Source organism: Bacillus sp. FSL K6-1145, from assembly GCF_038003425.1.
Lineage (GTDB): Bacteria > Bacillota > Bacilli > Bacillales > Bacillaceae > Bacillus > Bacillus pumilus.
In genome coordinates this window covers 3,052,766-3,068,182 of record NZ_JBBOPC010000001.1, presented here as the reverse complement: position 1 = coordinate 3,068,182, position 15,417 = coordinate 3,052,766, and the positions used below count along the sequence as shown (strand labels likewise).

Here is a 15,417-nt window from a genome sequence, read left to right as displayed (position 1 = left end):
GAAGAAAAGGATGACACCGATTTTGCAGGATAAGCGAACACCTCAACAAAAACGATCATCATATATTCTGTTCTTTTTGATATTTTTTCTCGCCGTCCTTAGTTTGGCTGTTGCCATGTTTTTGGCTGTGTCATATGGTGCCAAAACATTGTCTCTGCAAACGGTTTGGACAGCTGTATTTGACTATCAGTCAGATGTCACAGAGCAGCAGATCATCCATGAGTTAAGACTTCCTCGTGTTTTAGGAGCAGCTCTTGTTGGAGCGGCATTTGCCGTAGCGGGTGCGCTCATGCAGGGGATTACAAGAAACCCGCTGGCCGATGCGGGAATTTTGGGCATCAATGGCGGTGCGATGTTTGTGGTCGCTCTTTGTTTTGCTTTTTTCCCAGGCATCCCTTATTCGGCACTTATGTTGTCTTCCTTTTTTGGTGCAGTGCTCAGTACGCTGCTGATCTTTGCGATTGGTGCGGCAGGCGGCGTTTTGACACCGCTGCGCTTAACTGTAGCAGGAGCCGTTGTGGCTGCATTGCTTCATGCACTTAGCTCTGGAATCGCGATTTATTTTGACTTAAGTCAGGATCTTGCGTTTTGGTATGCAGGCGGAGTGGCTGGTGTGAAATGGCCGCAGCTGACAATTCTTGCTCCGGTCATTCTCATAGTGATCGTATGGGCGATGCTATTAGGACGGTCATTGTCGCTACTGTCGCTTGGTGAAGATGTAGCGGCAAATTTAGGGGTGAAAACGCGACAAGTGCGAATACTAGGAATGGTAGCTGCTGTATTATTAGCAGGGGTTTCTGTGTCAGCAGTCGGCTCCATTGGGTTTGTCGGTCTTGTCATCCCGCATATCGCACGAAAGCTGGTTGGTGTAAACTATCGTTTCGTCATTCCGATGTCAGCGATATTAGGCGCGGTGCTGCTTGTCTTTGCTGACCTTGCCAGCCGCACCGTTAATCCGCCGCGAGAGCTTGCCATTGGCGTGATGGTGGCACTTGTCGGTGTTCCTTTCTTCTTGTATATTGCCAGAAAAGAAGGGAGGAACCTGTCATGAGAGAGAAACAGCGGGCTCTTGTTGTGACAGTCGTTTTGCTTTGTTTAAGTGTGGCTGTTGTGCTGTATAGCTTAAATACCGGTACGCTAAAACTAAATCCTCTTGTGGTCGTCAAAACGTTATTCGGCTTTGGAGATTTTCAAAGTGAAACGGTGCTGTTTGACTATCGTCTGCCTCGAATCGTGGTAACGATGCTAGCGGGAATTGGTCTTGGTATTGCGGGAGGCATTTTGCAAAGTTTATCTCGTAACCCGCTGGCCGATCCAGGGATTATTGGACTGAATGCAGGCGCCGCATTTGGCTTAATCGTGTTTGTGACGTATTTCCACGCACTAGAAGGCAATCCCTCTCTTCTGATTCCGCTCTTTACATTTGGCGGAGGGCTTCTTGCGGCAGCGGTCATTGTGCTTCTGGCGTATGACCGGCAGGAAGGGCTCGTTCCCATCCGGCTGATTTTAGTAGGAATTGCAGTTGCAGCGGGATTCAGTGCTTTGACATTATTTTTGTCATTGAAGCTAGATGAAGATACTTACACATTTGCTTCAAGATGGCTTGTCGGAAATGTCTGGGGGAGAGATTGGATTCATGTGTTAGCGCTTCTGCCTTGGATTGTATGCCTTGTGCCGCTTACGCTGATGCAGTCAAGCACGCTCAATGCGTTGACATTAGGAGATGCTGTCGCCTCAAGTGTAGGTGTACGTGTTCAGCGTCAGCGTCTCCTTTTGCTGACCTTAGCTGTTGGTTTGGCGAGTGCAAGTGTTTCGATGACAGGCGGTATTGGTTTTATTGGACTTGTCGCCCCGCATTTGGCAAGGCGACTTGTCGGCTCGCTTCATCAATACTTTTTACCGGTTAGTGCGCTGCTTGGCTTGTTGATTTTGGTCAGTGCCGATACAATTGGACGTTCCATCTTTGCCCCAAATGCCATACCAGCGGGTGTCGTTGTGGCTTTTATCGGCGCTCCTTATTTTCTCTATTTATTAACAAAAACGAAATAAACAAGAAAGAGGAACTCATCATGAAAAAATTACTTGTGCTTGGTTTAACGCTCTGTTTTATTTTGCTTGCCGCTTGTGGTCAACAGGAAACAAAGAATAAAGCAACTCAAAATGATCATGGAACACCGAAAATTGCTTCCTTGTCTATTCATTTAACGAATGACTTATTAGCTCTCGGTATCAAGCCAGCAGGCTCTGTTGTAGGAGGGGATTTAAAAGATTTTCTTCCACATGCCAAAAAGCAGCTGAGTGGTACGAAGAAGCTGGGCATCGCAGCCGATCCTGATATGGAGTCGTTGCTTGCATTACAACCAGATGTTATTTACATTGATGAAGAACTAGCTGGACAAGATTTATCGAAATATAAAAAAATTGCCAAAACAGAAGTGTTTAATTTAAATAACGGCACTTGGCGCGATCATTTGAAAAAAATCGGCAAGTTCGTCAATAAAGAGAAAGAAGCAGATCAATATATTCAGGATTACAATCAAGAAGCAAAAGAAGTCAAATCGCTCATCAAACAAAAGATTGGAAACGGAAAAGTAATGGCGATCCGTGTGACGGCAAAGGAGCTTCGAGTATTTAGCATGAAGCGCCCAATGGGTCCAATTTTGTACGAGGATTTAGGCCTCACACCTGTCGATGGTGTGAAGAAACTGGACAGCAAGCGGCCATTTGAAGTGATTTCTCAAGAGGTTCTTCCTGACTATGATGCAGATGCTATCTTTGTCGTTGTGAACCGTGATGATAAAGCGCAGCAGGCATTCAAGCAATTAGAAAAGACGCCGATTTGGAAGGGTCTAAAAGCTGTGAAGAACAATCAAGTCTATCCGATTGCCGATCAGCCATGGCTCGATTACTCAGCACTAGGCAATAAAATGGCATTGGATGAAGCGAAAGAGATGTTTTCTACATCAAAATAAGATGAAATCAGGCATCATTCCTTATATAGGCATGATGTCTCTTTTTTTGATCCGGTCTTCTATTCTTTCGGTTTTTGCATACATATGAGAGAGAACGAGCCGTACCGCCCGTGAAGGGGAAGAAAGGGAGGGGTTACAGTTGGAAGTTCAAAAAATTAGTGCAGGTACAATCGCAAGGCTTGTGCTGCTTTTGCTCGCGCTTGTCAACAGTGCGCTAACCGCTGCGGGAAAAAGCCCAATACCTATTGATGAAGAAGGTATTCAGCAATTCATCACGTTAGTCTTTCTTGGAATTACATCTCTCTGGGCCTATTGGAAAAACAATGATATAACGAAAAAAGCACGAACAAAAAAAGCAGAATAAGAGGAAAAAGAGCCTTTTCATGATAAAAGGCTCTTTTTCAGCGAAGCGTCAAACGCCTCTCCCCGCAATTTGACTCTTCCTGAAAGGCTTACGCCCGTCGTTCTCCCATGTTGGCGAGGAATGCTTTTACTTCCTCAATGCTTAAGCCGATAGCTTTCGCCTCACTCATCAGACGCTTCCACTCTGTTATATTCGAATCCGTCAACTTTCTATGAGTGACATGTAACGTCTTTTCTTCCTGCTCCTTTCGGTACGTTTGGAGCAGCTGATAGAGTTCTTCTTTTGGCATGCCGGATTGGACGGCATTGACGATATGCTCCCGCCATTCGTGTTCACCACTCTCAGACTCATGAAACATCAACGTCTCTGCATCAAATAGCTCTTGTAAATCAATCTCTAGCGAAGAGGATACCTTTTTTAAAAACTGGACAGATGGATTTCTGTGGACACCACGCTCTATCTTACTCAAATACGATTTAGAAACATGGGCATCTTCAGCCAGCTGCTGAATGGAGTATCCCTTCCTCTTTCGGTAAATGCGTATCACCTTTCCTATCATTCGATCATCCCTTCTTCCTGGCGAATCGTACTGCGACCTTTTCGTTCATTATAAGAAATAAATTGTTCTTTATAAAATTCAAAAACGTAAGAATTAGGAAGTAAACAAAAGAAAACGAACGATTTCGTTCTTTAAAAAGAACTATAAGACCTATTATGACATTTTTCTTTGCGGGTATTATCTTTTATAATCCAATCATTAACAAAAAGAAACCATATATAACCTTTTTATGATGAAATCGGGAGGTATCTATGAATGAGAATATAGGTTTTAAGCAGCTGTTTTCTGTCATTAAAGAGAAAATGGCCCTTCTGATCCTGATTGTCCTGATCGTAACGGGCATTTCAGCCTACTATCAGTTCTATGTCTCGACTCCTGTATATCAGGCAACCACTCAAATTCTTGTTCATAAACGCAGCAATGACGCACAAGCGAACTTAAACGATATTCAGATGAACCTTCAATATACACGTACCTTTCAAGTTTTATTAAAAAGTCCGATCGTCATTGAAAAAGTAAAAGAAACACTCAATCTCACAGAATCAGCTGAAGGATTAAAACACAAAATTGCCACAAGTACAGAAAATGAGTCTGAGGTCATCAATATTTCTGTGCAAGATGAGGATCGCGCAAAGGCAGTTGCCATCGCGAATACTGCAACAGAGGTGCTGCAAGAAGAAATCAAAAAAACGATGAATATGGATCGCATTAATGTTTTGTCTGAAGCCAAGCTGTCCAATACGATTCTCATGAATTCAAGAAAATTCGTTCATATCGTACTGGCACTAGGCGCCTCTTTATTAGGGGGGGTAACACTCATTTTCTTAATGAACCTACTCGATGATACTGTAAAACGAACACATCAAATAAGAGAAGAGATCGGATTGCCGTCGCTCGGCAGCGTCTATCAGATGCAGGCAGACAGGAGGGCAAAAAAAGACAAGCAGTCCGTCATAACGGGAGGACAGAACATTGATCTTTAAGAGAAAGAAAAGAGAAAAGAGAGATTTATCCTGTATTTCTGTATTAGATCCTCACTCTGTCATAGCAGAACAATTTCGTACGATCCGAACGAACATCGAATTCACATCAATCCAAACAAGGCTGAAATCCATATTGGTGACATCCTCCTTGCCGAAGGAAGGGAAATCATTTACGGCTGCAAATCTAGCAGCTGTTTTTGCACAGCAGAAAAAGCGGGTGCTGCTAATGGATGCTGATTTGCGAAAGCCGGCTGTTCATGAATATTTTGACCTGAGTCATCACACGGGCTTGACCAATGTGCTATTAAATAATTGCAGCTTGGAGGAAGCTATTTTACCCACACCTATTGAACATTTAGAGCTACTTCCGAGCGGAACCATTCCGCCGAATCCAGCTGAGCTGCTCTCCTCATCTGTCATGAAGCAGCTGTTTTATGAAATTGAACAGCAATATGACATGGTGATTGTTGATTCTGCGCCGCTTCTGCCAGTAGCCGATGCAAAGATCCTGGCGAACCGGACAGATGGAAGCATTCTTGTTGTCTTAAGCGGCAAAACCAAGATAGCTGCGGTCAAGAAATCAAAAGAAGTGTTAGACGGGACAACAGGTAAACTGCTTGGGGCTATGCTAAATGGCAAGAAAGAGAAAAAGGGAAGGCTGTATATGTATTAACAAGATTGATAGGTGATGTCTCCTAATCTTTAACAATGGAGGCACTCGATCCTGCTGTGGGCATGACCAATGCCTTAGATGCTCGTCATCAATAGTGGGATGTGAGGACGGGTTTGATGCCCATTTTACGTAAGAATAGTGATGTTTTAAAAAGGGGGAGGAGCGTTGACTTACGCCCAAAGATTATCAATCATCGTGGCACTAGATTCATATCTCATCTTAGTGGCTGTCTTTTTTGGTTTTCAATTTGTCCAAGAAGCGGCGTTAACTGTTTATACATTTGAAATGCTCGTCATTTCTTCGCTCAGTCTACTCATTGGGCACCATTTGTTTTCGTATATTTTTCACGTGTACAAGCAAGTATGGGCTTATACAGGGGTAAGAGAGCTATTTTCTTTAATGAAGACCTTTGTATGTTCTTTTTTATTTTCAATGGCAATACTGTACCTTTTCGTGCAGACATGGCCCTTCCGTTTTTTATTCATCGTGTGGCTTTTTCACGTATTATTCATCGGTGCATCTCGAATGGCGTCCCGGCTATTACATGATGGGGCAAAGCGGCTGCAGGTAGAAAAGGAGCGGGCCTTAATCATTGGCGCCGGATCAGCTGGAACCATCATCGTTCGTCAGCTTCAGCAATCGAGTGATGTACATATTGAGCCAGTCGCCTTCATAGATGATGACAAGACGAAGCATAGGCTTGAAATCATGGGACTGCCTGTTCTAGGGGGAAAAGAACAGATTCAAACAGCTGTTGTGATGATGGATATTCAAAAGATCATCATCGCCATTCCGTCCAAAAGCAGCCATACGTTAAAAGGACTGTATAAGGAATGCGTAGCGACTGGGATCAAGACACAGATCATGCCGGAGATGGAGCAGATTTTAAAAGGAACCCATGCGCTGAATCAATTACGAGATGTACAGCCAGAGGATTTATTAGGTAGAGAACCGATTCAATTAGATTCGAGCCGTCTATCTGTCCATTTAAAGGGGAAAACCATCATGGTCACAGGGGCAGGCGGATCGATTGGGTCAGAAATCTGTCGTCAAATTTGTGTGTTTGCTCCTCAAGCGATTGTGCTTGTGGGACATGGAGAATTTAGCATTCATTCTATTTTACTAGAGCTGAAAGAAATCTATGGGGACACCATCAGTCTCTATCCGCAAATTGCGGATATCCAAGATAAACAGAAAATGAGTGAAATCGTTGGTCAGTTTCAGCCGGATATGATTTATCATGCTGCGGCACATAAGCACGTCCCGCTCATGGAGATCAGTCCAAAAGAAGCAGTGAAAAACAATATTATCGGGACAAAAAATGTCGCAGAAGCTGCACATGAGCATGGCATTGAAACATTCGTCCTCATTTCCTCTGACAAAGCGGTCAATCCTGCCAATGTGATGGGCGCCACAAAGCGATTTGCTGAAATGCTGATCATGCAAATGGGGGCAAGCAGTGACACAAAATTTGTCGCGGTTCGGTTTGGAAATGTACTCGGAAGCAGGGGAAGCGTCATTCCAATTTTTAAGAAACAGATCGAACAAGGCGGGCCGGTCACGGTCACGCACCCAGCCATGACAAGATATTTTATGACCATTCCAGAAGCATCGAGACTTGTCATTCAGGCGGGTGCCTTGGCAGAAGGAAGACAGATTTTTGTATTAGATATGGGGGAGCCAGTGAAAATTGTTGACCTCGCAGAAAACCTCATTCACCTCTCAGGCTACACCACAGACCAGATTCCGATTACGTTCACAGGCATTCGCCCTGGGGAGAAAATGTATGAGGAACTACTCAACCAGCATGAAAAAGCACAGGAACAAATTTTCCCGAAAATTCATATCGGCCATGCGCTGGATGGAGACCCATATGTGCTGAACCGCTTTATCCATGAATTTGACATGATGAGTGAAGAGCAAATGAGAGAAGCATTGTTTGCTGCCATCGAATCGCATGATTTGTTGTCTGAACAGATGACAAGAGAGGGGGAAGCACTTGCTGATGAAGAAAAAAATCTTGTTTTGCGCAACGGTTGACTATCATTTTAAGGCATTTCACCTTCCGTATTTCCGGTGGTTTCAAGAACAAGGATGGGAAGTGCATACAGCGGCAAATGGTCAGCTGGAGCTTCCCTATGTGGATCAAGCGCACTCGATTCCGATTCAGCGATCTCCTTTTCATGTGCACAACCGGTTTGCGTATGTGGAGCTGAAGAAGCTGTTAGCGAAAGAGCACTACGACTTTATCCATTGCCACACACCAATGGGAAGTGTGATTGGCAGACTAGCAGCCAAAAGCACGCGCAAAAAAGGGACGAAGGTTCTTTACACAGCACATGGCTTTCACTTTTGGCAAGGAGCACCGCTTCAAAACTGGCTGCTCTATTATCCGATTGAGCGATGGCTCGCCCGCCATACAGACGCTCTGATCACCATTAATGGAGAGGATTTTAAAAGAGCAGATCGTCTATCAAAAGAGCGGGCATCTGTTTATTACGTTCCTGGTATGGGTGTGGATATGAAACGATTTGCACCAGTTACTGCAAAAGAGAAGCAGCGTCTTCGTGCAGTCCATGGCTTTTCTTCAGAAGATTTTATTGTGCTGTGCGCTGGCGAATTAAATGCGAATAAAAACCAAGGGATGCTCATCAAAGCATGTGCCCAGCTATATAGGAAAATACCAAATGTGAAGGTCGTGTTTGCCGGTGAAGGGTCAATGAGGCCGATGTATGAAAAGTTGGTTCACGAGCTCCATCTTGAAAAGCATGTCCACTTTGCTGGTTTTTGCAAACAAATTGAGGAATGGATGCATTTGAGTGATGTATGTGTGTCGACTAGTTTGAGAGAAGGGCTCGGCATGAATCTGCTTGAAGCGATGTCTGCGGAAAAGCCGGTCATTGCAACAGAGAATAGAGGACACTGTGAGTTGATCAGACATGGCGTGAATGGTTTTTTAGTCAAACCGCATGATGTGAATGACTTGGCTGAATATTTGCACCAGCTTTATCACAAAAGAGATCAGCTGCCCCTCATGGGAAAAGCGGGGCGCTCCTTAGCCCATGCATTTGCACAGGAGCAGACGGTGAGTGCTATGGAAGAAATTTATACAACTTATATGGATCAAGCAGAGAAGGTGATGTGAGCATGCATAAGCCAAAGGTGTCTATCATCATGGGCGTCTACAATTGCCAAGACACAGTAGAAGAAAGTATTGAATCTATTCTTCATCAAACATATGACAACTGGGAGTTCATCATATGTGATGACGCATCAACAGACGGCACCTATGAAAAAGTGCTGTCCTATACAAAACGAGAACCTGAAAGAATTCGCCTTATCCGCAATGAGCATAATCAAAGGCTCGCTGCCAGTCTGAATCGCTGTCTAGCTGAAGCGAGGGGAGACTTGATTGCAAGGCAGGATGGCGACGATATATCAGTACCTGATCGTTTAGAAAAACAGGTGCATTTCCTTGAATCACATCCTGAATATGATGTGGTCGGGACGGCGATGACCGTGTTTGATGAATCGGGTACAAAAGGGGTACGTGCACTGATTTCAGAGCCTGATCGAAAAGTGCTGGCAAGAGGGACGCCTTTTTGTCATGGAACCATTATGATGAGGGCTGCTGCGTACAAGGCTTTAAATGGATATCGCTCTGTGAAAACAACGAGGCGGATGGAAGATATTGATCTGTGGATCCGTTTTTTTGCTACGGGGAGAAAAGGCTTTAATTTACAAGAGCCGTTATACCTTGTGAGAGAGGATGAAGCGGCTTTTCAGCGTCGTAGGTTTCAATATTCGATAGATAATGCTTGGCTCGTTTTAAAAGCATGCTGGTTATTAAAATTGCCGCCGGTTCATTATTTGTTTGCGCTAAAGCCGGTGATCCGCGCCTGTTTATCACCGAAGATCATGAAATTTTATCACCAGCGGAAGCTGGAGGCGTCTTTGTTGAAAAGGAGGACGATTCGGGATGAGTGAGCCAAAGCGTGTACTTCATATTGTAGGCGGGATGAACCGCGGCGGAGCTGAAACGATGATCATGAACATCTATCGTGCACTTGATAGAAATGTCCTCCAATTTGACTTTATTACCCACCGGAAGGATGTCTGTGATTATGATGAGGAAATTCAGAGGCTCGGAGGACGTATCTTTTACGTCCCGAGTATTGGGGCATCCTCTCCTTTGGCATTTGTCAGAACATTGACAAAGACGATCAAACGAACAGGACCGTATCAAGCAGTGCATGCACATACAGATTTTCAAACAGGCTTCTCTGCTCTTGCTGCGAAATTGGCGGGTGTAAAGGTGCGGATTTGTCATTCGCATAATACAGCTTGGAAACAGTCGCCAAATTGGGTAGACCATATGATGCTCAAAGGGTTTCGCCGGCTGATTTTTGCATTTTCTACAAAGCTTGTTGCATGCGGTGAGGATGCCGGCTCCTTTTTATTTGGGCAGAAAAAAATGAAGAATAGACAGGTTGAGGTGCTGCCGAATGGGATTGATTTATCCCTTTTCTTTCAGCCTGATCCAGAAGAAAAGGTGAAGATCAAAAAGCAGCTTGGTCTTCAGGAAAAGAGTATGGTGATAGGTCATATTGGTCGTTTTCATGAACAAAAAAATCACGTTTTTTTTATGGAATTGGCACAGACCTTAAAGAAGCAGGGGGTCTCATTTCAGCTTGTCCTTGTAGGGGATGGACCGCTGAGGCAGGTGGTTGAATCATATGCGGAAAAGGCCGGTTTGTTAGACAACATTGTCTTTACAGGCGTTGTATCGGACGTTCCAGACTATATGAAAGCATTTGATGTATTTGTGATGCCTTCCTTGTTTGAAGGCCTTCCGCTTGTTTTAGTGGAAGCACAGGCATCTGGATTGCCTTGTGTGATTTCAGATCATATTACAGAGGAAGTAGATTTAGGCTGCGGTCTTGTGAAAAGAATGTCGCTGCGGGATTCCGCGCATGAATGGATGAAGGCGGTGCTTGAAGCGTATCATGCAGAGCCTCCTCTTCAAGAGACCATTACGTACCAGCTTGAACAAAGAGGATTTGATGTCAAACAGAACATCACACGTGTGATGAAAGGATATGGACTGTAAGGAAGGAATGGCAGATGGCGGTATATTTGGTGAACATGATCATGGTCTATTTATGGTCGAGCTTTGCCGCATTTTACGGCAGGCGTGATGATACCATTCAAAGCGGATGGCGGCCTAACAAGATTCTCGTGTTATTTCCGTTTTTGTTTCTTTGTATTGTCGCTGGTATTCGTTACAAAGTAGGAACCGATTTTGTCACATATGGACAGATGTATGAGTTCTCCATCAATTATGAAAAACCTTGGCACATATTCGGATTTGGTGTGGACAAGGCGGCCACTGACCCAGGATTTACGTTTATTTTATGGATGCTCAATCAACTGTCCCATGATCCGCAAATCATGTATATCTCGGTTGGGGCGATCACTTATTTTTTTATCATCAAGACGCTCATTCAATATGGTCGTCCCTTTGAGCTGAGTATGCTGCTTTTTCTCGGCACCTTTCATTATTACGCTTCGTTTAATGGCATGCGTCAGTATATGGTGGCGGCGGTTCTTTTTTATGCCATCCGTCTTGTGATCAATGGTCAGTGGAAATTGTATTTTCCGCTCGTCCTCGTATGTTCATTGTTTCATTCATCGGCTCTCATCATGATTCCTGTGTATTTTATCGTGAGAACAAAATCGTGGTCTTGGATGATGCTGGTCTTATGCATGATTTTCTTAGGGTTAACCGCTCTTTATGACCGCTTTATTTCCGTGTTTGTCGTAATGCTGCAAGGCAGTTCATATGGGCATTACGAGGAATGGCTCACAACGAATACAAATGGAATGAATGTGACAAAAATCGGTGTATTGATTTTGCCGCTTTTGCTTGCGTTCTTTTATCGAAAACGGCTTCGTGAGCTGACGCCTGAGAGTGATTACGTTGTGAACTTTTGTTTGCTCGGTTTCTTGTTTGGCATCCTTGCCACCAAGGATGTCATTTATGCAAGATTTCATATTTATTTTGGCTTGTATCAGCTTATTTTACTGCCGTATTTCACACGTATTTTTGATCAGCGGTCTAATGTTTTTATCTATGTAGGGATTGCTGTTTGCTATATTCTGTACAGCATCATGCTGATGCCGTTCGATTCATCTGTGTTACCGTACAGGACGATATTTACAAAGTAGATTTTGAGAAAGGTGGGGCATGTTGTAATGCCAGCTATCAGTCTATTGGTCGCAGTCTACAATACGAGTCAGTATGTGGAGCAATGCCTTCAATCAATTGCAGATCAAAGTTTTTCAGATATAGAGGTTATTCTCGTGAATGATGGATCTACAGATCACAGCGGAGAATATCTTGAATCATTTGCTGCACAAGATCAGCGGTTTCGGGTCATTCATCAAACCAATCAAGGGTTAGGCGCTGTGAGAAACCGGGGCATCGAAGAAGCAAAGGGCACGTATATTGCCTTTATTGATTCAGATGATATTCTCGCGCCTCATTACTGCGAAGCCTTGCATGAAAAAGCTGAAATGACCGGCGCAGATTTAGTGATCAGTGAGTACTGGATTCAATTTGAACAGTCAAAGCGAACCATACCAACGACGCTGTTAGCCGAGCGGTCGGCCGAAAAAACGATTTTAATTGAAGCGTTATTGCACGGAGACATTACGGGGTTCTCATGGAATAAGCTGTATCGGCGTGCCTTTATCGAAGAACACGACATTCGATTTCCGTTGCGGGGAGAACTTGAGAACATAGAAGATCAATATGTGACGCTGCGCTGTTTTTCTTTATCACGCAGTATTGCCTTTGTTCATGAACCACTTTATTACTACCGTGTTCATCTATCTTCTATTGTGCAGCGATATCAGAAGCAGTATTTTCATCATGGACTAACCTTTTATCATGCACAGCGCTTGTTTTTGACAGAATATGATGACATCTCTCTGTATGAGAAGGCACTTGATTTTTTTATTGTCAATCACACCCTTCATTGTATGCTCAACGAATGGAAGAGCCAAAATGCACTCTCTCTTCGGGAAAAGCTTGATCATATGCGGGGAATGGTGACACACGAGGCTTTTCAGCATGCCGTCAAACAAGTGGAACCATCGAAGCTCACCGCGCGAAAGCGAATGATTTTATTCCTTGCGAAGTGCCGGCTGGTCTATCCGCTTTCTGCCGCCGCTTCTAGCTATCAAAAATGGATCGAATATCAAACGAGGAAATAGGGGTGATGAGATTGACATTGCAGCAATTGAAGGCGCACGCCGCAGAGTGGCTGCTCTTAAAGGTTAAATATCCGCTTGAATATCGACTGAGCCGCCAAAGCCTGCCAGAGCGGAGTCATCAGAAGAAAATCATTCTCACGCTGCTGCCAGGACATGATAATTTAGGGGATCATGCGATTGCCTATGCGAGTTATTGTTTTTTAAAAGAGCACTTTCCCGCCTATGACATCATGGAAGTGGACATGAAAGAGATCTATCGCCTCGCCCGTCCGTTAAAGCGTATGCGGCACCCGGAAGACATCGTCTGTATCATCGGTGGGGGCAATATGGGAGACTTATACCGTTATGAAGAATGGACGAGACAATTTATCATGAAAACCTTCAAGTCCTATCCGGTGATTCAACTGCCGGCCACTGCCCATTTTACAGAAACAAAGAGAGGAAAAAGAGAGGAACGCCGCGCTATTGAAACATACAAACACCATCCGAGGCTGCTTCTCATGGCAAGAGATCAAACAACCTACACTTGGATGAAGCAGCACTTCCCTGATCAAGATGTGTGGAAACAGCCTGATATGGTGCTGACATTAGATGAATCAAACAAGGAACAAAAACGTGAAGGGGTTTTACTTTGTTTGCGAGAGGATAAGGAAGCGTACCTCACCGAAAAGGAGCGGCGGCAGCTAAAGCAGCAAATTCAAGAGACGTATGATCAAGTCGATTTGATCACAACGACAATTGGCAAACGAGTGGATCGAACGACTCGCTTAGATGAATTATCTACCTTATGGACAGAGTTAAGTAAGGCGCAGGTCGTCGTGACAGACCGGCTTCACGGTATGATTTTTTGTGCGATTACGCAAACACCGTGTGTTGTCCTCAGGTCGTTTGATCACAAGGTGATGGAAGGGTATGAATGGGTGGCTCATCTTCCGTTTTTGACGCTATTGAAAGAACCGAATGGGGCGTCTGTGAAAGAGGCGATTCATCAGCTGATGAAAACGAGCGGACAAAAGGGAGAGGAAGCTGGATGAAGGCTTTTACACGCTGCGTGAAATCAAAATGAATCGAGCGTTTCTTTACAATGCCAGTGCAAACATCATGACGTTTGTCTTGATGATGCTTATGTCTGTTTGTTTAACACCGTACATCGTTCATACACTTGGAGTCGAAGCATTCGGCTTAATCCATCTGACGCAAAATATGATCAACTATTTATCGGTTATTACGGCGTCATTAAGTGCTGTGGTGGTGCGCTTTTTTTCTGTGGCGGCTCATAAAGGGGAAATGGAGAAGGCGCAGCGCTATCTCTCATCTTATTTCGTCAGTTCCATTTTTTTATCGATTAGCCTTTTTCTGTTTTGTCTATTCATGTCCCGCCAGCTGGTAGAGTGGCTTCATGTGCCTATTTATCTCGCAAAAGACACACAGACCGCCTTTATATTAGGGGGTCTTTTATTTATGCTCAATTTTGTCATGTCCGGCATTGGGGCTGCGCCGTTTTATGCGAATAAGTTATATGTATCAAGTATTGGTCAGGCCATTCAAATGTTTTTGAGGGCACTGATGATTGTGCTGCTGTTTACATGGACGGCACCAGCCATCTGGCATATTCCACTTGCGGCTGTGATAGGAAGCTTGGCGGCTATGGGAATTGGTATCTATTATTTTAAAAAGCTTATTCCTTGGTTTTCGTTTAAGTGGCGGCACGTTTCACTATCTTCTAGTCTCACACTTGTTCGATCAGGGGTCTGGCATTCTTTTGAGCAAATGGGGATTTTACTATTTTTACAGATTGATTTATTGATGACCAATCTGCTCATTGGAGCGGAAGCGACGGGACAGTATGCGGCGATATTACAATTTCCATTATTATTACGCACACTCGCAGGGACATTGGCGGTTGTGTTTGCCCCAACGATTACGAAATTTTACTCGAATCAAGATGAAGACGGTCTCATCCAATATGCAGCCAGTGCCATTAAGTGGAGCGGATTATTTGTCGCGTTTCCGGCCGCTCTGCTAGGAGGACTTGCCGGTCCGCTCATGCTTTTATGGCTTGGACCTGCCTTTGAAGAGCTGAAATGGCTTCTCATGATTCATGCTGCTTATTTATGCTTGACCTTGATGTTTTTACCGCTGACATATGTGCCGACCGCTTTTAATCGATTGAAGGTTCCAGCGGTGGTCACGCTCATATTAGGTGTATCCAATGTGCTTTTTGCCTATGGATTGACTCATACGCTTCAGCTTGGTTTATACGGCATTGCATCAGCGGGAGCGATTGTTTTATTGATCAAAAATATCGTGTTTCTGCCATTTTATACGGCCCGCATCACGAATCAGAAACGCACCATCTTTTACAAACATACGATGGTTCCACTTGCAGGAGCGCTCATGGTTTGGGGCGTCTGTGCAGGAATTCAAGCGATTTATGACGTGACGTCCTGGTGGGAGCTGTTTTGTATTGGCGGTCTATGTTTCTTTCTCTATATGGGCTACTTGTATCAATTTGCAGGAACAAAACGAGAGCGGCAGCAGCTGGTGCACAAGGTAAAACAAGCTGTTTCCCGCTAGTGAGATAAGGA

15 protein-coding genes are annotated in these 15,417 nt (G+C 44.3%); 14 read left to right on the top strand and 1 reads right to left on the bottom strand.

From position 1 onward, the window contains the following. Nucleotides 1-22: 22 nt before the first annotated feature. The 4 genes from MHH41_RS15660 (at nt 23) to MHH41_RS15645 (ending at nt 3,336) form a co-directional block, all read left to right on the top strand. On the top strand, nt 23-1,051 hold the full coding sequence (locus MHH41_RS15660) for a FecCD family ABC transporter permease (RefSeq protein WP_170965969.1): 1,029 nt from the start codon (nt 23-25) through the stop codon (nt 1,049-1,051). After that, entirely contained in the window at nt 1,048-2,049 is a 1,002-nt protein-coding gene (locus MHH41_RS15655; protein WP_113387389.1) for a FecCD family ABC transporter permease, read from the top strand. The genes MHH41_RS15660 and MHH41_RS15655 overlap by 4 nt, the downstream gene beginning before the upstream one ends. A gap of 17 nt (nt 2,050-2,066) precedes the next feature. Continuing rightward, nucleotides 2,067-2,972 carry an iron-hydroxamate ABC transporter substrate-binding protein gene (locus MHH41_RS15650; RefSeq protein WP_340866685.1) on the top strand — a complete coding sequence of 302 codons (906 nt, stop codon included), beginning with the start codon at nt 2,067-2,069 and terminating at the stop codon, nt 2,970-2,972. Between the two features lie 139 nt (nt 2,973-3,111). Beyond that, nucleotides 3,112-3,336 carry a phage holin gene (locus MHH41_RS15645; protein ID WP_003212682.1) on the top strand — a complete coding sequence of 75 codons (225 nt, stop codon included), beginning with the start codon at nt 3,112-3,114 and terminating at the stop codon, nt 3,334-3,336. 88 nt (nt 3,337-3,424) lie between these two features. Here the strand turns inward: MHH41_RS15645 and slrR are convergent, their stop codons facing one another. Continuing rightward, the gene (gene slrR, locus MHH41_RS15640) at nt 3,425-3,895 is read right to left on the bottom strand and encodes an HTH-type transcriptional regulator SlrR (protein WP_050944236.1); all 471 of its coding nucleotides are present in this window, start codon (nt 3,893-3,895) and stop codon (nt 3,425-3,427) included. 251 nt (nt 3,896-4,146) lie between these two features. Here slrR and MHH41_RS15635 point away from each other — a divergent pair, with 251 nt between their 5' ends. From MHH41_RS15635 to MHH41_RS15590, 10 genes are all read left to right on the top strand, one after another. Beyond that, entirely contained in the window at nt 4,147-4,878 is a 732-nt protein-coding gene (locus MHH41_RS15635) for a YveK family protein (protein ID WP_003213148.1), read from the top strand. Beyond that, nucleotides 4,868-5,551, top strand: coding sequence for a CpsD/CapB family tyrosine-protein kinase (locus MHH41_RS15630; protein ID WP_003212774.1), 684 nt, complete (start codon nt 4,868-4,870; stop codon nt 5,549-5,551). The genes MHH41_RS15635 and MHH41_RS15630 overlap by 11 nt, the downstream gene beginning before the upstream one ends. Before the next feature lie 165 nt (nt 5,552-5,716). Then, nucleotides 5,717-7,591: a polysaccharide biosynthesis protein gene (locus MHH41_RS15625; protein ID WP_050944234.1), complete on the top strand. Its 1,875-nt coding sequence runs from the start codon at nt 5,717-5,719 to the stop codon at nt 7,589-7,591. Further along, entirely contained in the window at nt 7,557-8,696 is a 1,140-nt protein-coding gene (locus MHH41_RS15620; RefSeq protein ID WP_340866537.1) for a glycosyltransferase family 4 protein, read from the top strand. The genes MHH41_RS15625 and MHH41_RS15620 overlap by 35 nt, the downstream gene beginning before the upstream one ends. A gap of 2 nt (nt 8,697-8,698) precedes the next feature. Then, a complete protein-coding gene (locus MHH41_RS15615) occupies nt 8,699-9,538 on the top strand; it encodes a glycosyltransferase family 2 protein (protein ID WP_226804117.1) in 840 nt (279 codons plus the stop codon). Further along, nucleotides 9,531-10,661 (top strand): glycosyltransferase family 1 protein, encoded by a 1,131-nt coding sequence (locus MHH41_RS15610; RefSeq protein WP_321999519.1) that lies wholly within the window; start codon nt 9,531-9,533, stop codon nt 10,659-10,661. Before MHH41_RS15615 ends, MHH41_RS15610 begins: the two co-directional genes overlap by 8 nt. A gap of 14 nt (nt 10,662-10,675) precedes the next feature. Continuing rightward, nucleotides 10,676-11,779 carry an EpsG family protein gene (locus tag MHH41_RS15605; RefSeq protein WP_003213102.1) on the top strand — a complete coding sequence of 368 codons (1,104 nt, stop codon included), beginning with the start codon at nt 10,676-10,678 and terminating at the stop codon, nt 11,777-11,779. Between the two features lie 27 nt (nt 11,780-11,806). Next, complete coding sequence (locus MHH41_RS15600) at nt 11,807-12,829, top strand: glycosyltransferase family 2 protein (protein WP_340866536.1); 1,023 nt, start codon at nt 11,807-11,809, stop codon at nt 12,827-12,829. A gap of 5 nt (nt 12,830-12,834) precedes the next feature. Continuing rightward, nucleotides 12,835-13,863: a polysaccharide pyruvyl transferase family protein gene (locus tag MHH41_RS15595; protein WP_321999518.1), complete on the top strand. Its 1,029-nt coding sequence runs from the start codon at nt 12,835-12,837 to the stop codon at nt 13,861-13,863. Between the two features lie 28 nt (nt 13,864-13,891). Then, a complete protein-coding gene (locus MHH41_RS15590; protein ID WP_321999517.1) occupies nt 13,892-15,406 on the top strand; it encodes an MATE family efflux transporter in 1,515 nt (504 codons plus the stop codon). Nucleotides 15,407-15,417: the final 11 nt, after the last annotated feature.